The sequence below is a fragment of the Agrobacterium fabrum str. C58 genome (genome assembly GCF_000092025.1).
GTDB classification, from domain to species: domain Bacteria; phylum Pseudomonadota; class Alphaproteobacteria; order Rhizobiales; family Rhizobiaceae; genus Agrobacterium; species Agrobacterium fabrum.
In genome coordinates this window covers 1,402,725-1,429,164 of sequence record NC_003063.2, presented here as the reverse complement: position 1 = coordinate 1,429,164, position 26,440 = coordinate 1,402,725, and the positions used below count along the sequence as shown (strand labels likewise).

The following is a 26,440-nucleotide window of genomic DNA, read 5'->3' as shown; positions in this document are numbered from 1 at the left end:
GTTGAACCGAAACCGCAGCACAGCCATCTGGCGAGAACGGTATACCGGAGCTTGCGACAAGGACACCTGTTCCGAAGGATAGGGCGAGGATTTAGAGGGTCATCACCGCGCACCAACCCTGCGGCCCGTGGTCGGTACGGGCAGGACCTGCGCGCAGGCGCTTGTTCCCGGAGCATTCCCGACAGCACTATCCTGCTATTCAGGTACTGAAGATCGTCCGGATCGACTTCAGGAAAGCGGAGGCATTGCGTTCATGTTTTGCCTGCGTGAGTGGCAGCTGGCTGACGTTACCGGAACTTGCCAACAGCATCGTCGTAACCTCCTCGGCTATCGCCGGGCGGTCGGCGATCAGCCGCGCGAAACTTTTCTGGTCGATTTCATAAGCGGTGACCCGCGTCAGCGCCAGCAGGGTATAGGCTTCGCCCATGCCCGCAAGGAGCCCTGTTTCGCCAAAAAAATCTCCAGGAGAAAGGCGTCTTTTTTCCTGTTCGCCGTGCTGCATCGAGACGACGCCGGTGCGGATGATCATCATCGAAGGCAAAGCCTGTCCTTCGACGACGATGACCTCACCTTGACGGTACTCACGTTCGCTGCCCGACTGCGCCAGTTTTTCTCTTTCAGCCCTAGTCAATCTGGAGAGGATCGGATTTTCGTCGATGACTTCCTGCAAGGTGGCTTCAGCCCGCCGGGAAATCTCCGTAGACGCAACACCGTTCATGATGGCGATCGCTGAAGGAGGCATCGCGAGCTGCAATCCAATCGACCGGCAGTGGCGATAGAACCGGTCGATCACCTCATTCTGGGCCTTTATCCGCAGCATCGGATTGCTCACCCGGAAAAACAAATGGATTTCCAGCGCTGTGGCATCCAGACCGCTCATCGAAACCAACGGCGGAGGTTCCCTCATGATCGAGTTGCAACCGGCCAGAACCGTCGTCATGGCCTCCTCGATCATGGATGGAGCGTGTGTCGGCACCAGCCGGACCGTCATCTTGAGAAGATGCGTTTCATCGGGCCGGCTGACATTGGTCAGCTTCAGCTTGGCAAGAACACTATTGGGCAGAACGACGATATTATTCGCACCCGTCAGGATCTGCGTCGAACGCCATGTGCTCGCAATCACCCGGCCTTCCGTACCATCCTCAAGAAGAATCCAGTCACCCAGCGCATAGGTGTGGCCAAGGTTGAGAGCAACGCCGGAAAAGACATCACCCAGCGTGTTCTGCAGGGCAAGGCCGAGGGCAATGGCGATAACGCCTGATGTTGCAACCAGCGTTCCGACCGGAACACCGAACACGAAAGCAAGGGCCGACAGCGTGACGCACACATAAACGACGCCAACGACGATATCCTGCAACAGACGAGCCTCGCGCGGCCTACCCTCCAGCACCAGATAGATTCGCACGAAACCGATAACCGCCCAGGAAAGATGAAGCCACCACAACAATTGGGCGAAGACAATAAAAACGGCATGCTCATCGCCGGTCCACAAATCTTTCGGTGGGCCGAGCGGAATTTTTCCGAGAACGAGAACAGAGGTCATCGCCCCGAAAAAGGCGATCTGCACCACAAGACGAAGATTGGAGCGCTGCGAACCGATGCGCTTCCACACCGCCATTCCGGCAAGACCGAGAATGATCAGCCATGCCAGCGGCGCAGCGGCGATTTCACCCATATATGCCTGCAGCATCGTGATCCTCGCGATCTCCGGTGGTCAATAACCGATGCCGGCGATGTAGTTCGCCAGCATGTGTTCCTGCAGCTGCTCCTGTTCGAAGAGCACTTTCAGCGCATCGCGGATATCGAGGACGCCGAGGGGCCTTGCATCCGCGTCGAGCACCGGCATGTTCTGGACGCGATTGTCCACCATCACCTGCCATGCCGTCTGCAATTCGTCTGCCGGGCTGCAGGAAACAATGTTTCGGCTCATCAGAGATTCAACGCTCGCCTCCTGCTCGCCATCCGTCATATGCCGGATGAGGTCGGACTTGCTGAGCACGCCCGCAGCCTTGCCGCCTTGTCCGCGAACGACGGCAAGCCCAATCCCTGGATTGGAAAGCGTCAGGGCCGCCACCTGGAGTGTAGCGGCGACATCGATCATCATCAGGCGCGCCGACGTCATGGGATAGAGTTTTTCGATACGCATGAAAATTCCTCCTGACGGCGCGCATTGGCGCAGCCGGGACCATCAATTTGACTATGGCAGGAGCGTAGGGTGGCGCTGCTTAACGGCGCCACCCCACTGTGAAAGTGCGGCGAGGATCGCACTTTTCGCAGTCAGCTTATTTTTCGTAGACCGTCAGATTGGTTTCGTTGGTATCGACCACGAACACGGCAAGCAAGCGCGCGCGTTCCGTCTTGCTTGCATTTTCGCTGACGGCATGATGGTCCCCCGGATACTCGGAGAAATTCTCGCCGGCGTGATAGACGGTCACCGGCCCATTATTGACCTGGCTGGTGATCGCACCCTCAAGAACAGTCGCGTAGATGAATGCGGAATTGGGATGCGTATGAGCCGGCGACGTGCCGCCTGGGGCATATTCGACGAGCACGCCCTTCAAGCTTTTGCCCGGCACATTCGGCAGTGGCTGGTCGTAAACGACCTTTACGTTTTCACCGCTATTGGTGTCATGCGCCGTCGCCGCAGCCACGGAGGCAAGGACGAGAGCCGTTGCGCAGAGAAGTGTTCTGATCATTTTTCAACTCCTGAAATTGGAGACCCGCGGTCCCGAAAGACCGGCGAGGCCGATAGGGTTTCGTGAGCGCAAACCGCTTATTTTTTCTGGGCGGCGGAGAGCGCCAGCCAGTCTTCGAAGCGGATAGCTCCAAGGCGGGCGCCGTCATCCGGAACCAGCGTCCGGTCGTCGACGGAGACCTCGAAATAACGGGCACGTGGGTCGGCGACGATGCTGCGCGGATCGTTGGTGGCTTTGAGGTAACGCGCGATGAATTCGTTCATCGGGGCACGCTCCGGGCCGGCGATCTCGATCACACCGTTCACCGGCGCGGCAAGAGCGGCATCAGCCATGGCATCGGCGACATTGTCTGCCGCAATCGGCTGGAATGCACCGGTCGGCACGCGAACAGTCGTGCCTTCGGTTGCGGATTGGGCGATGGCGCCGACGAACTCGAAGAACTGGGTCGCATGCAGTATAGTGTAGGGAACACCCGACTTGCGGATATGCTCTTCCTGGCGCAGCTTGGCGCGAAAATATCCCATTTCTTGCATACGGTCAGTACCGACAACCGACAAAGCGACGTGGTGGCGAACCCCCGCGGTCTTTTCCGCCGCAAAAAGATTGCGACCGGCCGCTTCAAAGAAATCCATGGCGGCCTTTTCTTCGAAGGAAGGCGAATTCGCCAGATCGATCACAACCTCCGCACCCACCAACGCTCCGGCGAGGCCTTCTCCCGTCACCGTGTTCACACCCGAATTCGGAGAAGCGGCGAGCACCTCGTGCCCCTTCTTGCGAAGCCGTTCGACGGTCTTCGAACCAATGAGGCCGGTCCCTCCGATAACAACGATTTTCATGTCCAATCTCCTGGTTTCAAGTTTGATTTGAATTTCCGGAACTGCCTGCGTGCCTTTGCCGAGACCGCTTCCTCGATTAGCGACGCTGTTTCCTTCGGGGACAATGCGTCACGGCGGGTCGTTCGCCTATCGAACGGAGGCATCGACCATCTAGTCCCGGAGTACAGGTAGGATAGATCGGGTGATTAGATGCGCCGATCGACCCCGATGCGACGACGGCCCGCGACGAGAGGCGGCCTCGCGCCTCATTGAGGGTCATGGCATAGCGACTGAAAATAAGGTAACGGCGTTCAGGCTCAGGCTTGCGGCTTTTAACGCAGGCTGGAGGGCAGTGAATCCCAGGCGCGGATCAATTCGCCGACGGACGTGGTGCGCATCTTGCGCATCACATTGCTGCGGTGGAGCTTCACCGTGATCTCGCTTATTCCGAGTTCGAAAGCGATCTGCTTGTTGAGGCGGCCGCGCACCACTTCGCCAAGGACCTGGCGTTCACGGGGTGTGAGGGTGTCAAACCGGGTGACGTGCTGGTGGATATTTTCCGCCTGGGCCCGCTGTTCCACGTCTCGTTGAATTCCGGCAATCACGGCGTCCAGCAATGTCTGGTCCCGCACCGGTTTTGTCAGGAAATCGACGGCACCTGCCTTCATGGCCTGCACGGTCATCGGAATATCGCCATATCCCGTGAGAAAGACGATGGGTTTCGTGACGCCACGCGTCGAGAGCTGCTGTTGCAGGTCAAGGCCGCTTGCGCCCGGCATGCGAACATCCAGCACCAGGCAGCCAGGCCGGTCGGGAAGGCCGACGTTCAAAAGTTCCCGGGACGAAGAAAAACAGGCGACGGCGAGGCCTACCGATTCCATGAGCTCCTGAAGGGAGTGGCGAACGTCTTCGTCATCATCGACGACGAGAACCAGCGGATCATCCGCAGCGACAGTGGCGGCGGCCATTCATCATCTCCCGAAACGGCGGGTTGCGGGGGTAACGATGCACGGCTCACCAGCCTCATCGCACCGCGGTCGATTGCGCATCACCGGGTGAAAAACGGCGTTATCGGCCAAAATGACTGTATCCTTCATCGCTTCACCCTATCCTCATCTGCCTCAGCAACCGCGTCGACCGGCAATCTGGTCTCCTGTTCAATTCTCAGGTCAAGGCAACGACCCATCTTCCGTGACTGTCCGGCGGGTCCGTCTCTTCACCTTGAGATCAAGCCATTGGCGGACGTCCTCGGAGAATTCCGGCGGGGCCTTGCGCCCGAAATCGCCGGCTATATCGGCCAGCGTCTGGCTTGCAAGCGAATCCCGCATCGCTTTTTCCGCGCGCAACATCACCGCATGGATCGCGCAGACACCTTTGGTCGCCCATGAGGGCGGACGCTGCCGAAAAACGGCACAGCGACCTCGAATTTCCTGACAGTCAAACAGCGGCTTCCTGCCTTCGATGGTGTCGACGACTTCAAGGACGGTGATATCTCCAGGCGGCCTTGCCAGCAGATATCCGCCTTTGATCCCCTCGGATGCGGACACGATCCCTGCCTTCTCCAGCTTCGGAAATATCTTCGCCAGAAAGCTCGGAGAAATTCCCTGCAGTTCAGCCAGATCGCGACTGCTGAGCGGAGCGCCAGGAGAACTCGCCAACCACAGGAGACAATGCAACCCGTATTCCACACCTACCGTCATCTGAGCCATAACACGGACTATAATTGTCCGAGTTATGGCTGGCAAGCGTCAATTTGAACCGCCTGCTGGAGCGCTGCTGTTATCCCATGCAAACAGCGCCGCCGCGCAAGGCCAGCGGCCTAACCCGATCAATTATACGAACAAGCCGAAAGGTTAGCTGGACGCGCCGAGTTGTCAGCAGGAGCGACCCCTTCGTATGGCTGGGCGGAGACGCTGCCCGCATGGCATCGTTTCGTCCATCAAGGACCGGCGCCTGAGATGGATTGTGAGAACGGGAGGCGGTGCGAGGGGCAAAAGCCTCATGAACCGCAAGGCGTATTGCAGCAAAGATAGCGAAAGCACTCATGAAATGGCTCGCGGCATTATTTGTGTTTCTCGGCACGACTCCTACCCTGGCGCAGGTTCCGCTCCCGGATGTCGCGCAGCAAGACAGCTCGCCCGAGACATCGGCCTCGCAGAAGATCGACGACCTGATGCGACTGTTCAAAGATCCCGAAATCCGCCGCTGGATAGAGGTCCAGGCCGGGCAGAAGACCGGCACTGTCGCATCCGCCGAAACCAGCTCTCCTGAAACAACCTCGATGGGTGATGTGATCAGGGAAATGGCGACGTGGGAGGGACACGCGCGCGATCGTTTCCAAACGGTGATCTCGGCAGTGCCGGATATTTCCAGCGAAATCGAGCGGGTTTTCCTTCGCCTGCGGGCGGATGCAACGGGCAACGGCCACACCACGGCCTCCATCTTTCTCTCTCTGCTCGTCGCGCTGGGAATAATGGCGGAATGGTTTTTTCGCCGGAGGTGGCAACAGCACGGCAAGGGGATCGAACATTACCTGCCAACCGTTGTTTTTGCGGCTTTCATGGCGGCCTCATTATTTGCAATCCAATCGCCGCCCCTCGTTCGGCTTGTGGCCACCTTTTGTCTTCTGGCCTTCGTTGCCTATCGCCTTGTGGCGACGGCCATCGGGCATGCCGCGCATCCGGAAGTTCATGGGCGGTTAAAGATAATCGTCGGCCTCGGGCTCGCCATGACGGTCTCGACGGCGACAGGTACGATTCTCGACGTTGATGCCAACGCTCTTCAAGCGGCTGCCTTTCTCATATCCTGCATCATGTTGGGGCTTTCAGTCGAACTCGTCTGGCACAGTGTCAACCGGAGTGTCGCGACAAGGAGCCTGCTTTGCCTTCATCTTGCTGCTGTCTGGCTGCTCTGGCGCCTTGATCTCAGAACAGCCTTCTGGATCGGCCTCTATATTCTCCTGCTTCCACCCATGATGCGCGCCATCGGCCACGCCATACGCGACTATGTTGCGGTTCATTTCGTGATGCCGGCGTCGGACAGCCGGAGCGTCCTTCTTGTTCGCGGCGCCAGAGCGGCGATCACCGGGCTTGCCATTGCCTGGATAGCCACCGTCTGGGACATGGACGGCCACATGATCGGCCATGGCGACCCGCAGACAGCGACCCTGTTCTACGGATTTCTGAAAAGCATCGTCATATTGCTGCTTGCCGATCTGGTGTGGCATCTCACCAAGGCCGCCATCGATCGCAACATCATGACGGCCCCGGCCGGTTCGGAGGCCGAAAATCCCACGGAGGAAACCCACGCCACCCGCCTTCACACGCTGCTTCCGATTCTGCGCAACGTGCTGGCGGTTTCGCTTTTCATCGTCGCAGGTCTCGTCATCCTCGGCCAGCTCGGTGTCGATATCGGTCCGCTGATAGCCGGCGCAGGCATTTTCGGCGTGGCGATCGGTTTCGGCTCTCAGGCGCTGGTGCGCGATGTCATCAGCGGCATCTTCTACCTTTTTGACGATGCCTTCCGGGTCGGCGAATATATTCAGGCAAAGAACTACAAGGGAACCGTGGAAGGTTTTAGCCTTCGTTCGGTCAAGCTGCGACATCATCGTGGGCCGCTCTTCACCGTTCCCTTCGGCGAACTCGGCGCGGTCGAGAATATGAGCCGGGACTGGTCCAAGATAAAGTTTTCCGTCACCGTGCCCTATGACACTGACATCGAGAAGGCCCGCAAGATCGGCAAGGCGATCGGCCAAGAGCTGCTGGGCGATCCGGAACTCGGGCGCCTCTTCATCCAGCCCCTGAAAATGAAGGGTGTCGAGGAATTTGGCGAATACGGGATCGCCATCAGCTTCGCCATGGTCACCGTGCCGACCAGCCAGCAAAGTTTCATCCGACGCTCCGCCTACGCGATGCTGCGCGAGGCCTTCCAGAAAAATGGCATCGCCTTCGCTCAGCCGAGCATTCGGGTCGGCGGCGGCAAGACGCCGGAGGCGACAGCTGCAGCCTATCAGTCGCAGCTTCTCGCCAGGGCAGGCGAGCAGGAAGACAGCACTAGTCTTTAGTGCAGGCTGGCGATTGCCAGCGCTGGGTCTGGTCGAACTGCCGCCGGTAATCACCCGGCGTCATGCCTCTGGCCGCGCGGAACTGGCGCGAAAAATGCGCGGCATCGGAAAAGCCGGTCTCCTCGGCTATCCGGGCGAGAGACAGATCCGTCTGCGCGAGCAGACGGCATGCACCACCAACACGTAACTGGCCGATATACTGACTGATCGTCATGCGGGTCGAGCGCTTGAAAAGCCGCTGCAACTGGCTGTCGCTGAGATGCGCTATCTCGCTCAGGGGCTTGATGCTGATGGTCCCGATATAATGGGCGTGAATATGATTGAGAACCCGCTGCATGCGCGCCCGATCCCGCGGCGCGGTGCTGGCGGTCACCTCTCCGGCCGAAAGCGGCCTGCGGTCAGATACGCGCGCGAGATCGACGAGAACGCCAAGCAGCGTCAATATCTGCTGTTCCGGCGCGATTTTATGCAATGTCGCCAGACGCTCACCCACTTTCGCCAGCGCGTCCTCGCCGAAACAGATGCCGTGGCCGCTTTCAACGAGCAGCGGCGTGATGGCGCTCAGTTCCGGCGTCAGCGCGATCAAGCCCTCGATCCAGTCACGGGTAAACCAGCAGACCACCGCGCGATGAACACCCGGCGCGTTTATCAAGCCATGCGACTGCCAGGCATGCGGCAGGTTCGGGCCGAGAAGAACAAGATCGCCATCGCCATAGTTTTCCACCGAATCCCCGACAAAGCGCATGCCGGCGCTGTTGAGTGTCAGGGTCAGCTCAAATTCGGGATGGTAATGCCAGTTGAAGGGAAATTCCGGCAGACGACGATCGAACAGCAGCCACGAACGGTCGGCCGGAACACTGACGGCCTCGAACCATGGCTCCATCTCTTTCGACCTTTCTCGCAAATCACGGCAGCAGGATGCGGCAATCATACAAGAAAACGCCGCAAGCGGGAATGGTCGATGCAGCCGCGATGATTATCCTCCGTTAAAAAGCAGGCCGTGAGGAGGACGAGGAGGAAACATGTCTTTCAGCTCAAAGGGAGACCCCGGCAGCAAACCGGATATCGTCATCATCGGCTCCGGCGTCGGCGGAAGCGCGGTCGCGCTGAAGCTTGCCGCGACGGGTGCGAAGATATTGATCATCGAGCGGGGAGAAAAGCTGCCGAACGAACCCGAAAATGCCGACGCGGAAGCCGTTTTCGTTCAAAACCGTTATCGCACCACCGATCTCTACCGCGACGAAACCGGACGTACCTATCGCCCCGGGCAATATTATTACGTCGGCGGCCATACCAAGTTCTACGGAACCGCCATGTTCCGTTTTCGCGACCGCGACTTTCGCGAAGTCGAGCATGAGGATGGGGTTTCGCCCGCATGGCCTGTTTCCTATGCGGAACTGGAGCCATTCTACGCCGAGGCCGAACGGCTTTTCGGCGTCAGGGGCCGGGCCGGAGACGATCCGACCGAGCCACCGCGCTCAGCACCCTACATGCATGCGCCGATCCCCCACGAGCCCGTCATCGGCCGTGTGGCGAAGGGCTTCGAGCGGCTCGGCCTGCGCCCCTTCCACATGCCTTCGGCAATCGACTATGGCCCTGGCGGCCTCTGTCGACGCTGCGGCACCTGCGATGCCTTCGTGTGCCGTTTCGATGCCAAGGGCGATGCCGAGACCCGGCTTCTGCGCCCGGCATTAAGACACCCCAATGTCTCGCTGCTGACCGGCGCGCGGGTGCGTCGGCTGATTGCCGATGGGGATGGCAAACATATCGTGGCGGTGGAAATCGAACGGGCGGGCGAAATCACGACAATCGAGGCGCCGCTTTTCGTTCTCTCGGCGGGTGCCATCAACTCCGCCCTCATCCTGCTTCGCTCGGCAGACGAGAAGAAGCCCAACGGCCTTGCCAATTCCTCCGGTGTCGTCGGCCGTTACCTGATGAACCACCATCTGAGCGGGCTGATGGGCTTGTTGCCCTTCACCATCAACGACACCCGTTTCCCGAAAACAATGTCGCTCAACGACTTTTTTGACGGCACGCCGGGCGATGAGGCCGCCCGCGGCAATGTCCAGATGCTGGGCAACATTCAAGGCCCGATGATCCGCGCCGCCTATCCCTGGATGCCAAGACCTCTTGCCAATCTCCTTGCCCGCCACAGTGTCGATTTTCTCGTCATGTCGGAGGACACGCCGAAATATGACAGCCGGGTAAAGCCGTGGGGGAAAAATGGGGCGGAGTTGATCTACCGTCCCGGCGACCGGGAAGCCCATCAGCGATTTGTGCGGCATATGCGTTCATTGTTGAGAAAAAATGGTTTCCCCGTCGTTCTCGGCCATTCCTTCGGCATCGAGGCGCCGTCGCATCAATGTGGCACCGTGCGCATGGGTGACGACCCGAAAGAGGCGGCGCTAAACGCCCTGTGCCAGACCTACGATCACCCTAATCTCTATGTCGTCGACGCCGGGTTCTTTCCGTCCTCGGCGGCACTCAATCCCGCCCTTACCGTTGCGGCTCAGGCGCTGCGCGTCGGCGATCATATTCGTCAAAGCCGGTTTTCAAGCCTTCGCGCCCATGACATTTTATCTTCGGAGAACAACCATGCCCCATGACTTTCTCGCCGAGATAACCGGCTCCTTCGCCATGCCGGCCGGAGAGAACCCGACGGTCGCCATGATCGAGGCTGCCTATCAGCATCACGGCCTGAACTGGCGTTATATCAATCTGGAGGTCAGCCCCGAAAACCTGAAGGATGCCGTGGCGGGTGCACGTGCGATGGGCTGGGCCGGGTTCAACTGCTCCATTCCCCACAAGGTCGCGGTCATCCAGCATCTCGACGGCCTGGGGGAATCCGCCGAGATCATCGGCGCCGTCAACACCATCGTCCGGCGGGGCGACAGGCTGATCGGCGAAAACACCGATGGCAAGGGTTTCGTCAAGGCGCTTCGCGACGTCATCGACCCGAAGGACAAGAAGGTCGTGCTGTTCGGCGCCGGCGGCGCGGCGCGCGCGGTGTGTGTCGAGGTGGCACTCGCCGGTGCCGCGCATATCACCGTGGTCAACCGCAACCGGGAACGTGGTGAAACCGTGGCGCGGCTGATTGACGAAAAGACGCCGGCCACCGCCACCTTCGCCGCATGGGAAGACGCCTTCGCCATTCCCGAAGAGACGGATATCGTCATTCACGCCACCTCGGTAGGCCTTTATCCTGATATAGACGGCTTGCCCGACATCGATCTGAAGACGCTGCGTCCCTCCATGGTCGTTGCCGACGGCATCCATAATCCGCCGCGCACGCGGCTGATCCGTGCCGCAGAGGCCGCGGGCAGCAAGACGGCCGATGGTCTCGGCATGCTGGTCAATCAGGGCGTCATAGGCATCAAATATTGGACCGGGGTCGATGTTGACGCCTATGTAATGCGGCAGGCCCTCGTCGATCTCAATCTCTAAGGGTATCGATAGACGAAGCGGCCGCTCCTCCTGTCGAAGAGACGTTTCATCTACGATGGGCATTTGAACAGATGAGGGAGGAGCAGTATGCCCCTCCCCTCCGGATATCAGGCAGCCTTGTCCCAGACCGGCGCAAGACCATCCGGCGACACGATGCGGCCGCCGGGAACAGCCAGAGCATGGATGGCGGCCATTTCATCGGCCGAGAGTGCGAAGTCGAAAATCGCGAAGTTTTCGAGAACGCGAGCCTCGCCGACCGTCTTGGACAGCGCGATGACGCCTTCCTGCTGAACGAGCCAGCGCAGCACCACCTGCGCGACCGACTTGCCATGCCGGGCACCGATATCCCTAAGGACCGGGTCGTTAAAGACCTTGCCATCGGCCATGCCGAAATAGCCGGTGACCGACATGCCGGCCTTTCTTGCCGCGGCGATGACCACGTCCTGACTGAGATAAGGATGGTATTCGATCTGGTTGGTGACGATCGGAGCCCTGGAGAGCTTGACCGATTCAGCCATCAACTCGGTGTTGAAGTTGGAAACGCCGATGTGGCGAACCTTGCCGGCTTCCTTCACCTCGTTCAGCGCGCCGATCTGCTCGGCAAGCGAAACCGCTTCATTCGGCCAATGCAGCAGAAGCAGATCGACATAATCGGTCTTAAGCTTCTTCAGGCTCTCGTCGACGGATTTGATGAAGGCATCATGCCCGTAGTTCTCGACCCAGACCTTGGTGGTCAGGAAGATATCGCCGCGGGCGACGCCGGAGTTGGCGATGGCTTCACCGACTTCCGCTTCATTGCCATAGATCTGCGCGGTGTCCACATGGCGGAAGCCAACCTTCAGCGCATGCGGAACGATCCTGAGAACATCGGAACCGGGTATACGGAAAGTGCCGAAGCCGAGGGCCGGAATGGTGGCTCCGTTGGCGGTTACGTTGTGCATGGGTTTCTCCTTGGTTACTCCGCAGCGGTCTTCGCCGGGGAGGATTGGCGGTTGAGGACAGGCAGGACATCGCGCGACAATTCGTCGATCACCTCATCCAGCGGCCGCCGTGAAGGCCGCAGCAGAAGTGCGAGATGATCGACGCCGGCGTCTTCCAGCGCATTGAGATGATCGATGAAGGCATTGCGCCCGAGCCGCGCGCCAAAGCGGCGGGGTGCCGGCCGCTCGTCCGGATCGTCGGCGAGGTCGAGATGGAAAGCGCTGACGAAGGCGCCACGCGGCAGGCCGAGGCTTTTGCGGGCGGCAGTCCAGTCGCGCGCCTGGGCGGCGAGCCGCTCCAGCCCGTTGGGATAGACGAACCGCCCTTCCATATTGGCAGCGATCCATTCCGGCGACTGTTGGCCCTGCCCGGCAATGATCATCGGGATCTGCGGCTGCTGCGGCTTCGGCAGCAGGTCGAGGCTCGCTTCGATGCGGCCGTCACCGAGCGGCAAGCCTCCGGCCTTCCCGGCAGCGCGCAGATAGGAAACGGCACCACGAAACGCTTCGCCGCGGCCCTCGAAATCGAGACCGAGCAGCGGATATTCCACCGGCCGGTCGCCAGAGGCGACACCGAGGATCAGCCGTCCGCCGGACAGCCGGTCGACAGAGGCTGCTGCCTTGGCGACCATCATCGGGTGACGCAGCGGCAGGACGATGGCTGCCGTGCCGAGCGCGACATTCTTGGTGAGTCCAGCGAGGTAACCGAGATTGACGAAGGGATCATAGACCGAACCGGCGTCGCCGAAATTGTTTGGGTCGAAGACCGGCACGTCGCGCATCCACACGGCGGCGAAGCCGGAACGGTCGACCTGGCGGATGAGATCGGGATAGCGGGTGAGATCGGGAACACCGAAGGGACGGCCTTCCCTGACGCGCTGTTCTTCCCGTTCCGGCGACCAGTCATTGTCGAGCGGCAGTTCGATACCGAGCGTCAGGCCGCCAGCGGGTTTGCGAATGAGGTCAAGCGCGGAAGAATGGCCTGTGTTTGAAAGGGACATCAGAATTCTCCGGAATAAAATCGGGTGGGTGCGGCCCGGCACCTATGTGCCGGGCCTTCAGGCATCACGCGGCTTTCAGCACGGGGGCTGCACGGCGGTCGAGTGCGCCGCTCCAGATGGTCAGCAACAAGGCGACGGCGACCAGGATCGCACCAACCCAGGGGGTCGCGCCAAGACCCATCGGCGATTCCACCACAACGCCTCCGAGCCATGCACCAAGTGCGATGCCGAGATTGAAGGCCGCGATGTTAAGCGCCGAGGCAACATCGACGGCACCGGGGCGGTGCTCCTTGGCAAGCTGCACGACATAAAGTTGCAGGCCGGGAACGTTGGCGAACGACAGGAAGCCGAGGGCCACAAGCGTGATCAGGGTCAAGACCGGTGAAACCGCGGTGAAGGAAAAGATCACCAGAACGATTGCCTGCAGGGCGAAGAGGCCGATCAACGCCTTGACCGGGTTGTGGTTGGCGATCTTGCCGCCGCCGATATTGCCGGCGGCGATGGCGATGCCGTAGAGCACGAGGATCAGGCTGACACTGGATTCCGAAAAGCCGGTGACATCCTGCAAGATCGGCGCCAGAAAGGTGAAGGCGACGAAGGTGCCGCCGTAACCAAGTGCGGTCATGGCGAAGACGATCAGCAGACGGCCGGAGCCAAGCACGCGGACCTGATCGAAAATGCTTGCCGGAGGAGCCTTTTTCAGCGTGTTCGGCAACAGGACCGCAATCGCAACGAAGGCAACGATACCAAGCGCACCAACGGCCCAGAATGTCGCACGCCAGCCGAATATCTGACCGATATAGGTGCCGATCGGCACGCCGGTGACAATGGCAACGGTCAGACCCATGAACATCATGGCGATCGCCGAGGCGCGGCGATTTTCCGGCACGAGATCGGCGGCAATGGTCGCGCCGACAGAGAAGAAGACACCATGCGCAAAGGCGGCGATCACGCGGGCGACGAGTAACATCTCATAGCTGGGCGAAAGGGCCGCTGCCGTGTTGCCGACGATGAAGAGGGCCATCAGGCCAAGCAGAAGCGGCTTTCTTTCAATCCTGCCGGTGAGCGCGGTCAGAATCGGCGCGCCGAAGGTGACGCCAAGCGCATAAACACTGACGATGAGGCCGGCAAGCGGCAGGGTGATGTGGAGATCGTTCGCCACCGTCGGCAGAAGGCCGACAATGACGAACTCCGTTGTTCCGATCGCATAGGCCGCGATCGTCAAGGCGAAGATGGCTAGGGGCATGACAGGTTCCTCTCCGCTCACCGCCCGGGTGAGGGTTGCAGGGACAGCGTTGCTGTCGGGTTGGAATTGCTGTGATGCAATATGGTCGAAGAGGGCTTGTGTGATAATCGACACTATTGGATAAATAGCTTTGAATTGAATTCATAGGACGGACACATGGACAATCGCACTGGCGAAATGGAAGTGTTTGTAAGCGCTGCGGAATTGCAGAGTTTTTCGGCAGCGGGACGACGCTTGAAGCTTTCGCCATCGGCCGTCAGCAAGCTCGTCACCCGCATCGAGGACCGCCTCGGCACCCGCCTGCTTGTCCGCTCCACCCGAATGATGACGCTGACGCCGGAGGGGGAAATCTACCTGGCACGGGCCCGGCGAATTCTGGCCGATATCGCCGACACGGAGCAGATCGTGGCGGCGGGTGGAAAACTGGTGCCGAGGGGATTGTTGCGGGTGAATGCTTCCGTTGGCTTCGGCGAAAGGTTTCTCCTTCCGCTCATACCGGCCTTTCTCGAACTCTATCCCGAAGTCCAGCTCGATATCTCGCTGACCGATGGCATCATCGGCCTGATCGAGGAGCGGACGGATATCGCCATCCGCTCCGGGGCCATGGATGACTCATCCCTGAAGGCGAGAAAACTGCTCGAGAGCCGGCGGGTCATTATCGCTTCACCCTCCTACATAAAACGGCATGGCATGCCGCAGACACCGGCCGATCTCGCCGCCCATAATTGCTTCAGTTTCAATTTCCGGCGCAGCCTCAATGAGTGGCCGTTTCGCGATCCGGGATCGACGGAAATCTACCGCCTGCCGGTATCCGGCAACAGTTCCGTCAACAGCGGCATGATCATGCGCCGGCTCTGCCTTGCTGGCAGTGGTCTCGGCCGGGTGGGCCAGTTCCATGTCCAGCCCGATATCGATGCCGGGACGCTCGTGCCCGTGCTGGAGGACTATAATCCCGACGATATCGAAGAAATCCATGCCGTCTTCGCCGGACATGAGCACCTTGCGACCCGCATCCGCGCGTTCATAGACTTCCTGGCAGAACACGTCGGCAAAGACCGGGCATAGCAGTTGATGGAATTACGCGTGTTATCAATGCCGTGGAAAGATGGCATTGATGAACGACTTTACGTGGAAGGAGAAAGAATGCAGGTCAAAGCCGCTATATTGCGAGAGATGAATATGTCTCGCCCTTACGCCACCAGCAGGCCGCTTGCGATCGAATAGATTGAGCTTGCCCCGCCCGGCCCCGGCGAAGTCCTCGTCCGCATCCGCGCCGCAGGCCTTTGCCATTCCGATCTTTCCGTCAACAACGGCGACCGGCCCCGCCCGATGCCGATGGCGCTCGGGCACGAAGCGGCGGGCGTCGTCGAGGCATTGGGCGAAGGCGTGCGCGATCTTGAGCCCGGCGATCATGTGGTCATGGTCTTCATGCCCAGTTGCGGACATTGCCTGCCCTGTGCGGAAGGCAGGCCCGCTCTGTGCGAGCCGGGCGCCGCCGCCAATGCAGCAGGCAGGCTGTTGGGTGGCGCCACCCGCCTGAACTATCATGGCGAGGTCGTCCATCATCACCTTGGTGTGTCGGCCTTTGCCGAATATGCCGTGGTGTCGCGCAATTCGCTGGTCAAGATCGACCGCGATCTTCCATTTGTCGAGGCGGCACTCTTCGGCTGCGCGGTTCTCACCGGCGTCGGCGCCGTCGTGAATACGGCAAGGGTCAGGACCGGCTCGACTGCGGTCGTCATCGGACTTGGCGGTGTGGGCCTTGCCGCGGTTCTCGGAGCCCGGGCGGCCGGTGCCAGCAAGATCGTCGCCGTCGACCTTTCGCAGGAAAAGCTTGCACTCGCCAGCGAACTGGGCGCGACCGCCATCGTGAACGGACGCGATGAGGATGCCGTCGAGCAGGTCCGCGAGCTCACTTCCGGCGGTGCCGATTATGCCTTCGAGATGGCAGGGTCTATTCGCGCCCTCGAAAACGCCTTCAGGATGACCAAACGTGGCGGCACCACCGTTACCGCCGGTCTGCCACCGCCGGGTGCGGCCCTGCCGCTCAACGTCGTGCAGCTCGTCGGCGAGGAGCGGACACTCAAGGGCAGCTATATCGGCACCTGTGTGCCTCTCCGGGATATTCCGCGCTTCATCGCCCTTTATCGCGACGGCCGGTTGCCGGTGAACCGCCTTCTGAGCGGAAGGCTGAAGCTAGAAGACATCAATGAAGGGTTCGACCGCCTGCACGACGGAAGCGCCGTTCGGCAAGTCATCGAATTCTGAAACCGGCTACACAGCCCACTCGCGATTATTTCTCCACGAGAAAGTCGATGAGCGTGCGTGTCGCGGCCGACAGGCGGCGGTGCGGGGCAAAGATCAGCGAAAAAGGCCGGAAGCGTCCCTGCGCATGGTCCAGCACCTCGACAAGCCGCCCCTCTTTGACGCGGTCACGAATGATGAAGTCATAGATCTGGCAGATGCCAAGACCGCTTTCGGCCAGGGACACCACACCCAGCACATCGTCAAACACCTGGATACGCCCTGGTGGCGTCCAGTCCAGATCTCGGCCGTCGACATGAAACAGCCATGGCGCACAACGCCCCGTGCTCGGCATCACGAAAGGCAGACACTGGTGTTCCGCCAGGTCCTCGACATCCTGCGGCATGCCCGCCCGTTCGAGATAATGCGGGGCTGCCACTAGACGCAACGAAGCGTCTTCCAGTTTGCGCGCCACCAGCCCGCTATCGGGCAAGGGGCCGAGGCGGATCGCCAGATCATAACCTTCCGCCACCAGATCGACATTGCGATTGGTGATGCTCAATTCGATCTGGACTTCGGGATAGGCCTGCATGAAACGTTCCAGCATGGCAGGCAGCCGGTGGTGGCCATAGGTCGTCGGCACGCTGATGCGGACATGGCCGGTCAACGAGGCTCCCGTGGGTCCCTGAATTGCCCGCTCCGCATCGTCGATCATCGAAAACGCCGCGCGTGCCTGTTCGAGATAAGCGCGGCCTTCATCCGTCAGATTGAGGCGCCGTGTGGTTCGCCGCATCAGTTGCGCGCCAAGCCGGGTTTCCAGGCGGGTAATCGCCCTGCTGAGAACCGATGCCGTCGTCGCAAGCGCAACGGCTGCTTCGGTCATCGAGCCTTTTTCGGCAACGATGATGAATGCTTCCACGTCGCCGAGATGATCAAACCGCCGCCCCATTTTGGCCCCTTGCGAATAAGTCAGTTGTCTGCGGCCAGCCTTATCCCCGATCATCGCGCCAATAAAGTTATTTCGTCTCCTCAAGAACAAATGAATTCCCCGAAGGCGCATTTATCAGCTCCATCGGCATCAATATGTTTGCTTCGTCAAAGGCTATCCAGCCTCACCTCTGATGTCGGGAGCAATTCATGACAAACGCAACTCAGCCTATCAAACCGGTTCTTTTCGTCCTGACCAGCCATGGCACCAAGGGCGAAACGGGCGAGCCCACCGGCTTTTACCTCGGTGAGGTTACCCACCCTCTTGCCGTCCTCGACGCCGCCGGCATCGCGGTCGAATTCGCTTCTATCGATGGCGGCAAGCCGCCGGTCGATGGCCTCGACCTCAACGACCCCACCAATGCGCGCTACTGGAACAGCGAGGGTTTCCGCGGCGCCATCCGCAACACCTCACGCCTTGCCGATCTTGACCCGAAAAACTACGCGGCGATCTTTTTCGCCGGCGGACACGGCGCAATGTGGGACTTTCCGACAAGCCCGGCGGTCAACGACTTCACCCGCAGCATTTACGAGGCGGGTGGCGTTGTCGCTGCGGTTTGCCACGGCCCTGCCGCCCTGGTGAATGTCACGTTGAGCGACGGTGCCCATCTCGTTGCCGGTAAGAATGTCGCCGCCTTCACCGATGACGAGGAACGCGCCGTCAAGCTGGACAGGATCGTTCCTTTCCTGCTCGCCAGCACGCTCACCATGCGCGGCGCGCATCATTATCCGGCCGCCGATTGGACAGCCAAGGTCGTCGTCGACGGAAGGCTGGTCACGGGCCAGAACCCACAATCGGCGACCGGCGTCGGCGAAGCCTTGCGCGACCTCCTGACCGCCTGAACGGCGTCACCACGCCACCAACAACAAAACACCAGCGCTCCCCGTCCATGCGGGGCAGGGAGTGCCCATGTCTGGAGAAAAACATGAAACCCATCCGCACTTTCGCCCTCGCCCTTGCTCTTGGAACAAGCGCATTCAGCGCACAGGCGGCCAATGTCCTGGTCGTCCTCTCGGATTCCGATCGCCTACACCTAAAAGACGGCAAGGTTTTCGAGACCGGCTTTTATCTCAACGAGTTGATGCAGCCGGTAAAGGTACTACTGGACGCCGGTCACGACGTCACCTTCGCCACGCCGAAGGGTAGCGCCCCTACACTCGATAAATCCTCGGTGGACAAGATGCATTTCGGCGGCGACGTTGCTGCCATGGAAGAAAGCAGCGCGCTGCTCGAAAAGCTCAACCTGACTTCGCGGGAAAAGTCGCCGGTCGTCAGCCTCGCACGTGTCGAGCAGATCGGTTACGATCATTTCGATGCCGTTTATGTACCCGGAGGTCATGCACCGATGCAGGACCTCCTCGTCAGTCCGGAACTGGGCAAGCTCCTGACCGACTTTCACACCAAGGGCAAGACCACGGCACTTGCCTGCCATGGACCGATCGCCCTGCTGTCCACCCTGCCCGATGCGACGGCCTTCACCGCGACACTGGAGACAGGCGGTTCCACCAAGGCCGAAGGCTGGATTTATGCCGGCTACAAGATGACCGTCATCAGCAATGAGGAAGAGGGAATCGCCGAAGGTCTGCTCAATGGCGGCGAAATGAAATTCTACCCGCAGACGACGCTGGAAGCGGCAGGGGGTGACTTCATCAGCAACCAGACGCCGTTCACGTCCCATATCGTGACCGACCGCGAACTGATCACTGGCCAGAACCCCGCCTCCGCCCCGGCCGTGGCTGAAGAGCTGCTGAAGCGCCTGAAATAAGCCGGGCAAAGAAGACGTACCGGTAACGGCCATCCTTCAGTCAGCCATTGGAATCTTGCCATTGGCTGACAGCCTGCATTCCGCAATTTACCTTTGGCGATTTTCGCCAAAGGAATTACTGAACGGCGGTTGCCAGTTCCAAGATCAGATATCGACAACCAGCCCCTTCGCCTTCAGCACAGGCTCCAGATTGCTGACCTCGATCACCGATTTACCCTGTTTGTAAGCTTCTATGAAACCCGCCTCGGCGTCCTCACGGGCTTGCGACAGCCGTGCGGCTTCCTGTGCCTCGGCGCGACGCACCACAACCAGACCATCGGCATCGCCAACGACAATATCGCCCGGATTGATGGTCTCGCCGCCAACGATAATGCTGTCGTTCACTGCTGCAATGGTTTCCTTGACGGTCCCTTTGATGCAGACACTGAGGGAAAACACAGGGAAACCGAGGTCTCGCAGTTGCAGCGTGTCGCGCACGCCTGTGTCCGTCACCAAACCACCAATACCTTTTGCAAGGCAGGCATTGGCCAGAACGTCACCGAACGAGCCCGCTTCCTCGTATTCGCCGGCCGAAACGACAATGATATCGCCGGGCTTGGCGTAATTGATCGCAAGCTGCAGCATGATGTTGTCACGGGGTGCGCATCTGACGGTGAAAGCCGGGCCGCACAGCTTCATCCGGTAATCGACCGGCTTGAGGCGGGAGGACAATGCGCCTCTTCGGCCCTGCGCCTCATGGATGGTGGCGGGCGAAAACTTCGCAAGCGCTTCGATGTCCGCCCTGCTTGGCCGTTCTGCTATATCTTTGATGTGGATCATAAAACCTCCCACGGTAAGGCTGGCGGCGGGAACGTCCCGCCGCTCGCATTTGAGTTCAAGTGGATGTTGAAATCGATGCTGCGGGTCAGCAGATCAGGGGATGGGGTCGAACTTCAGCTCGGAAAGCGGGACGACCTTGTCGGTGCGGGTCATTTTGTATTCCGTGTCAGGGCCGAGCCACTTGTTCCAGATCGTGTTGATCTCGCCATCGGCATCAAGCTTGCGGAGAATTTCGTTGATCTTCGCGGTCAGGGCCGGATTGTCCTTCGCCATGCCGATGCCGATCGGCTGATAGAGCATTGGCTCTTCGATCATCCGCATCGGCTTGCCCTTGGTCTTGGATTCCTTGACGAATTTCGTGGTCGTCATGGTGTTGGCCACCATGCCGCGCGCCTTGCCCTGCTGAACGGCAAGATAGGCGGACGCCGTATCCTGGAAGGTCAAGGGCTCCGACTTGTTGAGCTTGATCGACATTTCCGAGGTCGAGCCCTTGGTCGAAGCGACACGCTGGCCTTCATAGTCGGACTTCTTCTTGCCGGCATCCTCGACCGGAACGATCAGCATTTCCTTGGCGAGATAATAGGGGTCGCTGAACTGGATCTGCTCGGCGCGGCTTTGTGTGTAGGCAAGATTGGCAACCGTGATATCGACGCGGCCGAGCTTCACTTCGGGAACGCGGGCCTCGACCGATACGGGCTTGATCTCCGCCTTGACCCCGAGTTCCTTCGCGATGGCCTTGCAGAGATCGACATCAAAACCGGCCATCTCGCGGGTTTTCGGATCCGGCGCGGCAAAGGGAACAACATCGGCGAAGGTCGCGCAGCGCAGCACCTTGTTCGCCGTGATCGTATCGAGTTGGTCCGCCATAGCGGGCGACGCGGCTGCGACGCCCAGAACTGCGGCGGTAAGTGTAAGGCATTTCCAGTTCATTGCTGTTCTCCTTTTATATTTTGGCTGTTATCAGTGACGCAGATCGGCGAGGAACCGCTGCGCGCGGGGATGGCGGGGTGTCTTGAAGAATTCTTCCGGCGTTGCTCTTTCGAGTATTTCTCCGGCGTCGATGAACCAGATGCGGTCCGCGACTTCACGCGCGAACCCCATTTCATGGGTGACGCACAGCATGGTCATGCCTTCCGCCGCCAGGCCTTTCATCACGGCCAGCACTTCGCCCACCATTTCCGGATCGAGCGCGCTGGTGGGCTCATCGAACAACATGACGGGCGGCTCCATGGCGAGCGCACGCGCAATCGCCACGCGTTGCTGTTGCCCGCCGGACAATTGACCGGGATAAGCGCCTGCCTTTTCTGCCAGACCGACACGCTCAAGCAGTGCGAGTGCCTTTTGCTGCGCGATATCAGGCGAAACACCCTTTACGCGGATTGGCGAAATCGTGACGTTTTCGACAACGGAAAGATGCGGAAACAGATTGAAACTCTGGAACACGAAACCGATGCGGCTGCGCAGAAGGTTCAATTCCCTGGTGCGCGTGGCGGCGTGAATGTCCCGCCCATCGAGCGTGATCGAACCGCTATTGATTTCCTCCAGGCGATTGACGGTGCGGATCAGTGTCGATTTGCCCGAGCCGGAGGGGCCGCAGATGACAACCACCTCACCGCGCGCAACTTCGGCGTCGATGTTCTTGAGAACCTGATAGTCACCATAACTCTTGCAGACATTCGAGATGCGGATCGTCTGCTGGGGCGTCACTGATGCGGTCGTGGTCATGGCTGCTCCGTTAAGATTTTGGCCTGCGTCAAGGATGCCTGATGCGGGCGGCTCACCAAGCCGGCGCGGCGGCGGGCGATGCGGCGTTCGACGGCATTTGCGAGATAGGTCAGGCTCCAGCAGAGGGCGTAATAGACCACCGCAAGAATGAGAAATACCTGGAAGGGCTGCGTCAGAAGCTGGTTGTTTACCTGGCTCGCTGCAAAGGTCAGATCAGGCACATTGATGACATAACCGAGCGTCGTGTCCTTGATCGTCGCCACGAAGGTCGAGATCATGCTCGGGATCATGTTGTAGAGCGCCTGCGGCAGGATGATGAAGCGCATCGCACTGCCGTAGCTATGACCAAGCGCTTTTGCCGCATCCATCTGCCCGACGCCGAGAGCAACGATGCCGGCCCTTACCACTTCACTCAGGAATGCGCCCTGATAGACGACAAGCGTTGCCAGCATGATGGCGAAACTTGGCACATCGGCACCGGTCCAGAGCGGAATGAGAAAATAGGTCCACAGGATGAGCATCAGCAACGGCACGCCGCGCGTGACATAGACCAACGCCGTCACAGGCAACCGCAGGACGCGCCATGTCGACAAACGCGCCAGCGCCATGAGGATACTCACCGGAAAAGCGAGAGCGATGGCGAGCGCCGAGAGAATGAGCGTGTTCGCGAGCCCGCCGAGAGGCCCGTTCGGATATTGGCCGATCAGCAGTAGCAGCCAGTAATCGTGCAGGATGGCGACGATATCCCCGATCATGCGCGCGCCCTCCAGGCCGGATCAAGGCGCATGGACAGATAGGCGCCGGCCCCCATGATCAACAGCGAAAAGAAGAGATAGAGAACCGTGCCGACGAGGTAGATTTCGAAGGTCTGGAAACTCAGATTTTCGATTTCCTTGACCGCATGGGTCAATTCAGACGCGCCGATGACAAGCGCCAGACTACTGTTCTTGAACAGGGAGACGCTGTGATTGATGAGCGGAGGCAGCGCGTTGCGCACGCCCTGCGGCATGATGATGAAACGCATCGCCGAGAGATAGCTGTGTCCCAGCGCCTTTGCCGCTTCCATCTGCCCCGGACTGACCGAGCGCAGACCGGAACGCAGATCCTCACTGAAATACGCCGCCTGACACAGGCCGAGGCCAACCACCGCGAAGATTGCTTCTGCGTTATGTTCCGTCAGCCAGCCTGTCAGGCCGGAAGGCAACAGAGTGAAGATGCCGAAGTACCATAGCATCAACTGCACCAGCGTCGGCACGTTGCGATGATAGGAAACATAGGCTGCGACCAGCCGATCTCCGAAGCGGGAAGGCGAAAAGCGGATGCAGAGCAGGATGAGCGCGAGCGACATGGCAAGCGACCACGAACCGATGAAGATAATGAAGGTCATCTCGATGCCGTGCAGCAGCATCGCGATATATTCCTGATTGCTCAGGATAGCCGAAAGATCAAAGCCGCTCACGGCTTCTGCTCCTTCTTTGTGCCTTCCTGGGCTGCTGTCTGGGGCTTGGCAGTTTGAAGGCCGCCCATGACCTGCAATGTCGGGGTGATTTCCATATGGCCAATATTGACGGCAACCGGCGCGGCAATGGCAAAACCGATCGCATCGGCAATGTCTTCCGCCTTCGGCAATTCGAAACCGTCGATGAAACGCTCGCGCACGCTCGGATCATTGCCGTGAACGTGGCTGAAAATATCCGTCGCCACGCGGCCGGGACAGATTTCCGTCACGCGCACGCGCTTGCCGAATGCATCGATCCGAAGCTGGTTCGAGAGCATGGCGACGCCAGCCTTCACGGCGTGATAGGTGGAATTGCCGCCGAAATTATAATTTCCGGCGATGGATGAGATATTGATGACGTGGCCGCGATCGCGCTCCACCATGCCTGGAACGATCAGCCGGCAGATGTGGAGGACGGCACGCAGATTGACGTCGACCAGAAGATCGATATCGGCTTCATCCGCCTCGAGAAATTTCTTCGGGCGATCCACGCCGGCATTGTTGACCAGAATATCAAACTGCACCCGGCTTGCGAGGTCGGCAATCGCAGCACGATCGGTTACGTCGATGACATGCGCGACACACCCAGTCCGATCGGCCAGCTCCTTCAATGCATCGGCACTGCGGGCGATGGCGTGGACTTCAATGTTTTCGCGGCGCAGCCGCTCGACGACTGCAGCGCCGATACCGGACGAAGCGCCAGTGACCAATGCGGTCTTGTAATCGGAAAATGGCATTCTGATCCCCTTGTCGTTGCCATAGAGATTAGCGAAGCTTTATTTGCTTGCCTAAGACCGATTACTTTTGGAGTAATAAGCAACTTTTATGGAGCCCGAAGCGCCATGGTTTCCGGGCAAAAAGCCTGATGGAATCCGCTTCACACAGGTTTGCGGATGATTCCGGTTCCCGGTTCGCATTGCAAAACGGGGGCGACCTTGTAGATTTGCCGCAGCACAACCGAAATCATCATCATCGCAATGGATATCAGACGTCTCAAATCCTTCATCGTCATCGTGGACAGCGGCAGCATCACGCGTGCGGCCGATATTCTGCACCTTGCCCAGCCGGCGCTGAGCCAGCAGCTGGCCGCGCTCGAAGAGCATTTCGGCCAGAAACTGCTAATTCGCAGCCAGCAGGGCGTGACGATGACGGATGCTGGACATGCGGTTTACCGCCATGCGCAAATCATTCTGCGGCAGATGGAACAGGCGCAGGTCGATGCGGCAGCGGCGGGCAATTCGCTTGCGGGACGTGTTTCGGTCGGCCTGGTGCCTTTCAGCAGCGCCGCCACATTATCCGTCGATCTGCTGGCGGAGACGCGAAAACGGCATCCGGGCATTTTGATCCACCTGACGGAAAGTGTCGGACAGACCTACAGCCAGATGATCATGAACGGCCGTCTGGAAATGGCGTTGATTCACGGCGTCGGCCCGATGAAGGGCGTACGCTTTGAGCCTGTCCTAAGTGAAGAATTCTATCTTGTCGCCCATCGCAATTTCGCGATCGAAGCGGATCTGAAACCGGTGCCCATCGGCGCACTGGACGGGTTGCCGATGCTGTTGCCGCCGAGTTACAATTTCGTGCGCCGCGCGGTGGACACCGCATTTACGCGCAGCCGGATCAATCTCAAGGTTGTTGCAGAAGTCGAGATCGTCAGAACGCTGGCTCGTGCCGTCGCAAGCGGCCTTGGCGCCACCATCATGCCAAAGGCGATAGCCGACCGTATCGTCTCGGAAACGGGCGAACCGCTCGTCTGCCGGCTCCTGTCTCCGCGCATCGAAGAAACATTGTCCCTCTGCACATCCGATCAGAACTCCCTGTCTGAACCAGCTTTTGCGGTGAAGGACATTCTGGTGGAACTGACAGAGAAGCTGAAACTTTAGGGAATGACATCACATCTCCCGGTCTGGCCACAGCGGACCGGGAAATGTGTTGCATCAGTCAGCGTATGTCCCGGCAAAACTGAGCGATCCGCGCGCATCCTTCGCCCAGCATCTCCATGCTGGTGGCATAGGAAAGGCGAAAATAGGGGCTCATCCCATAAGCGGCACCCTGCACCGTGGCGACGTGATGCTCATCCACCAGCGCCATGACGAAATCGACGTCGCTTTCTATCTTGCGTCCGCCCTTGGTGGTTTTGCCAATGAGGCCGGAAATATTCGGATAGATGTAGAAGGCGCCCTCCGGCTTGTGGCAACGCAGGCCGTCGATCTCGGCCAGCTGGCCAAGAACGAAGTCACGCCGTTCGCGATAGATGGCGGCTCTTTCCTTCAGCAGGTCCTGGGGGCCATCCAGTGCGGCAATGGCTGCAGCCTGTGTGACGGTGGTGATGCCGCCGCCATTCTGGCCGTTGACATTGCTGATGGCCGTAATGAGTTCCTTCGAGCCACTGGCGCAATAACCAAGCCGCCAGCCCGTCATGGCATAGGCTTTGGACACGCCGTTCATGGTCAGCACGCGGTCGTAAAGCCGCGGTTCGACATCAGCGATCGTGCCGAATTCGAACCCGTCATAAACGAGATGTTCATAGATATCGTCGGTCAATATCCACACATGGGGATGACGCAGCATAACCTCGGCAATCGCCGCCATCTCTTTTCGCGAGCAGGCTGCACCGGTCGGATTGCTGGGGAAGTTCAGGAAAAGCCATTTGGTGCGCGGCGTGATCGCCGCTTCGAGATCTTCCGCACGCAACTTGAAACCAGCCTGTTCGAAGCAGGGCACCGGCACTGGAACGCCACCGGCAAATTTGACGATATCGGCATAACTGACCCATGAGGGCGCAGGGATGACCACCTCATCACCCGGATTGCAGGTGGCCAGCATGGCATTGAAGATCACCTGCTTGCCGCCGGCGGAGACGACGATCTGGCTGGCATCATATGTCAGGTTGTTGTCGCGCTTGAATTTCCGGCTGATCGCGGCCTTCATCGCCACCGTTCCATCCATCGGCGGATATTTCGTTTCACCATTAAGTGCCGCGGCATGCGCGGCTTCGATGGCATGGGCGGGGGTTGGAAAATCCGGCTCACCGGAGGAAAGGCTCACGACCTTGATCCCCTTCGCGGCCAGTTCCCTGGCACGCTGGGTCATGGCGGCGGAAGCGGAGATGGAAACATTTTTCAGGCGATCAGCGGTGGAAGGCATCTGGGTAAT

25 protein-coding genes and 1 pseudogene are annotated in these 26,440 nt (G+C 59.6%); 8 read left to right on the top strand and 18 right to left on the bottom strand.

What is annotated here, in order from left to right:
- Positions 1–199 precede the first annotated feature (199 nt).
- The 6 genes from ATU_RS20145 to ATU_RS20120 all read right to left on the bottom strand — a co-directional run bounded on the left by ATU_RS20145 (position 200) and on the right by ATU_RS20120 (position 5,211).
- Positions 200–1,690, bottom strand: coding sequence for a mechanosensitive ion channel family protein (locus ATU_RS20145; protein ID WP_010973731.1), 1,491 nt, complete (start codon positions 1,688–1,690; stop codon positions 200–202).
- Between the two features lie 24 nt (positions 1,691–1,714).
- The gene (locus ATU_RS20140) at positions 1,715–2,146 is read right to left on the bottom strand and encodes a CBS domain-containing protein (protein WP_010973730.1); all 432 of its coding nucleotides are present in this window, start codon (positions 2,144–2,146) and stop codon (positions 1,715–1,717) included.
- A 136-nt stretch (positions 2,147–2,282) separates the two neighbouring features.
- Positions 2,283–2,696: a cupin domain-containing protein gene (locus tag ATU_RS20135; RefSeq protein ID WP_006315949.1), complete on the bottom strand. Its 414-nt coding sequence runs from the start codon at positions 2,694–2,696 to the stop codon at positions 2,283–2,285.
- A gap of 77 nt (positions 2,697–2,773) precedes the next feature.
- A complete protein-coding gene (locus ATU_RS20130; protein ID WP_010973729.1) occupies positions 2,774–3,532 on the bottom strand; it encodes an SDR family oxidoreductase in 759 nt (252 codons plus the stop codon).
- 311 nt (positions 3,533–3,843) lie between these two features.
- Entirely contained in the window at positions 3,844–4,479 is a 636-nt protein-coding gene (locus ATU_RS20125) for a response regulator transcription factor (RefSeq protein WP_010973728.1), read from the bottom strand.
- A gap of 201 nt (positions 4,480–4,680) precedes the next feature.
- Positions 4,681–5,211: an RrF2 family transcriptional regulator gene (locus tag ATU_RS20120; protein WP_236762340.1), complete on the bottom strand. Its 531-nt coding sequence runs from the start codon at positions 5,209–5,211 to the stop codon at positions 4,681–4,683.
- Positions 5,212–5,555: 344 nt separating this feature from the next.
- On the opposite strand from ATU_RS20120, the gene ATU_RS20115 reads away from it, so the two are divergent.
- Positions 5,556–7,574, top strand: coding sequence for a mechanosensitive ion channel family protein (locus tag ATU_RS20115; protein ID WP_010973726.1), 2,019 nt, complete (start codon positions 5,556–5,558; stop codon positions 7,572–7,574).
- Here the strand turns inward: ATU_RS20115 and ATU_RS20110 are convergent.
- On the bottom strand, positions 7,564–8,457 hold the full coding sequence (locus ATU_RS20110) for a helix-turn-helix domain-containing protein (RefSeq protein WP_010973725.1): 894 nt from the start codon (positions 8,455–8,457) through the stop codon (positions 7,564–7,566). The two genes, ATU_RS20115 and ATU_RS20110, sit on opposite strands and share 11 nt — an antisense overlap.
- Before the next feature lie 139 nt (positions 8,458–8,596).
- Between ATU_RS20110 and ATU_RS20105 the strand changes: the two genes are divergently transcribed.
- Both ATU_RS20105 and aroE read left to right on the top strand, forming a co-directional pair.
- Entirely contained in the window at positions 8,597–10,180 is a 1,584-nt protein-coding gene (locus ATU_RS20105; RefSeq protein ID WP_010973724.1) for a GMC family oxidoreductase, read from the top strand.
- The gene (aroE, locus tag ATU_RS20100; RefSeq protein ID WP_010973723.1) at positions 10,170–11,018 is read left to right on the top strand and encodes a shikimate dehydrogenase; all 849 of its coding nucleotides are present in this window, start codon (positions 10,170–10,172) and stop codon (positions 11,016–11,018) included. Before ATU_RS20105 ends, aroE begins: the two co-directional genes overlap by 11 nt.
- Positions 11,019–11,125: 107 nt before the next feature.
- On the opposite strand, the gene ATU_RS20095 is transcribed toward aroE, so the two are convergent.
- From ATU_RS20095 to ATU_RS20085, 3 genes are all read right to left on the bottom strand, one after another.
- Entirely contained in the window at positions 11,126–11,959 is an 834-nt protein-coding gene (locus tag ATU_RS20095; RefSeq protein ID WP_010973722.1) for an aldo/keto reductase, read from the bottom strand.
- Between the two features lie 14 nt (positions 11,960–11,973).
- Positions 11,974–12,999 (bottom strand): LLM class oxidoreductase, encoded by a 1,026-nt coding sequence (locus ATU_RS20090; RefSeq protein WP_010973721.1) that lies wholly within the window; start codon positions 12,997–12,999, stop codon positions 11,974–11,976.
- A gap of 64 nt (positions 13,000–13,063) precedes the next feature.
- The gene (locus tag ATU_RS20085) at positions 13,064–14,245 is read right to left on the bottom strand and encodes an MFS transporter (RefSeq protein WP_010973720.1); all 1,182 of its coding nucleotides are present in this window, start codon (positions 14,243–14,245) and stop codon (positions 13,064–13,066) included.
- A gap of 156 nt (positions 14,246–14,401) precedes the next feature.
- On the opposite strand from ATU_RS20085, the gene ATU_RS20080 reads away from it, so the two are divergent.
- Complete coding sequence (locus ATU_RS20080) at positions 14,402–15,310, top strand: LysR family transcriptional regulator (RefSeq protein ID WP_010973719.1); 909 nt, start codon at positions 14,402–14,404, stop codon at positions 15,308–15,310.
- Between the two features lie 78 nt (positions 15,311–15,388).
- A pseudogene (locus ATU_RS20075) lies at positions 15,389–16,513 on the top strand (zinc-dependent alcohol dehydrogenase family protein).
- A 25-nt stretch (positions 16,514–16,538) separates the two neighbouring features.
- On the opposite strand, the gene ATU_RS20070 reads toward ATU_RS20075, so the two are convergent.
- Complete coding sequence (locus ATU_RS20070; protein WP_010973716.1) at positions 16,539–17,438, bottom strand: LysR family transcriptional regulator; 900 nt, start codon at positions 17,436–17,438, stop codon at positions 16,539–16,541.
- A gap of 188 nt (positions 17,439–17,626) precedes the next feature.
- On the opposite strand from ATU_RS20070, the gene ATU_RS20065 reads away from it, so the two are divergent.
- Positions 17,627–18,319, top strand: coding sequence for a type 1 glutamine amidotransferase domain-containing protein (locus ATU_RS20065; protein ID WP_010973715.1), 693 nt, complete (start codon positions 17,627–17,629; stop codon positions 18,317–18,319).
- 83 nt (positions 18,320–18,402) lie between these two features.
- Positions 18,403–19,242 (top strand): type 1 glutamine amidotransferase domain-containing protein, encoded by an 840-nt coding sequence (locus ATU_RS20060; RefSeq protein WP_010973714.1) that lies wholly within the window; start codon positions 18,403–18,405, stop codon positions 19,240–19,242.
- 144 nt (positions 19,243–19,386) lie between these two features.
- Here the strand turns inward: ATU_RS20060 and ATU_RS20055 are convergent, their stop codons facing one another.
- The 6 genes from ATU_RS20055 to ATU_RS20030 all read right to left on the bottom strand — a co-directional run bounded on the left by ATU_RS20055 (position 19,387) and on the right by ATU_RS20030 (position 24,021).
- On the bottom strand, positions 19,387–20,061 hold the full coding sequence (locus ATU_RS20055) for a 4-carboxy-4-hydroxy-2-oxoadipate aldolase/oxaloacetate decarboxylase (RefSeq protein WP_010973713.1): 675 nt from the start codon (positions 20,059–20,061) through the stop codon (positions 19,387–19,389).
- A gap of 93 nt (positions 20,062–20,154) precedes the next feature.
- Positions 20,155–20,991 (bottom strand): ABC transporter substrate-binding protein, encoded by an 837-nt coding sequence (locus ATU_RS20050; protein ID WP_010973712.1) that lies wholly within the window; start codon positions 20,989–20,991, stop codon positions 20,155–20,157.
- Between the two features lie 30 nt (positions 20,992–21,021).
- Positions 21,022–21,786 (bottom strand): amino acid ABC transporter ATP-binding protein, encoded by a 765-nt coding sequence (locus tag ATU_RS20045; RefSeq protein ID WP_006315969.1) that lies wholly within the window; start codon positions 21,784–21,786, stop codon positions 21,022–21,024.
- Entirely contained in the window at positions 21,783–22,541 is a 759-nt protein-coding gene (locus ATU_RS20040; RefSeq protein ID WP_010973711.1) for an amino acid ABC transporter permease, read from the bottom strand. The genes ATU_RS20045 and ATU_RS20040 overlap by 4 nt, the downstream gene beginning before the upstream one ends.
- Complete coding sequence (locus tag ATU_RS20035; protein ID WP_010973710.1) at positions 22,538–23,245, bottom strand: amino acid ABC transporter permease; 708 nt, start codon at positions 23,243–23,245, stop codon at positions 22,538–22,540. The genes ATU_RS20040 and ATU_RS20035 overlap by 4 nt, the downstream gene beginning before the upstream one ends.
- Complete coding sequence (locus tag ATU_RS20030) at positions 23,242–24,021, bottom strand: SDR family oxidoreductase (RefSeq protein ID WP_010973709.1); 780 nt, start codon at positions 24,019–24,021, stop codon at positions 23,242–23,244. The genes ATU_RS20035 and ATU_RS20030 overlap by 4 nt, the downstream gene beginning before the upstream one ends.
- 240 nt (positions 24,022–24,261) lie before the next feature.
- Here ATU_RS20030 and nac point away from each other — a divergent pair, with 240 nt between their 5' ends.
- The gene (nac, locus tag ATU_RS20025) at positions 24,262–25,167 is read left to right on the top strand and encodes a nitrogen assimilation transcriptional regulator NAC (RefSeq protein WP_010973708.1); all 906 of its coding nucleotides are present in this window, start codon (positions 24,262–24,264) and stop codon (positions 25,165–25,167) included.
- A 58-nt stretch (positions 25,168–25,225) separates the two neighbouring features.
- On the opposite strand, the gene ATU_RS20020 is transcribed toward nac, so the two are convergent.
- Positions 25,226–26,431: a pyridoxal phosphate-dependent aminotransferase gene (locus tag ATU_RS20020; RefSeq protein ID WP_010973707.1), complete on the bottom strand. Its 1,206-nt coding sequence runs from the start codon at positions 26,429–26,431 to the stop codon at positions 25,226–25,228.
- Positions 26,432–26,440 lie beyond the last annotated feature (9 nt).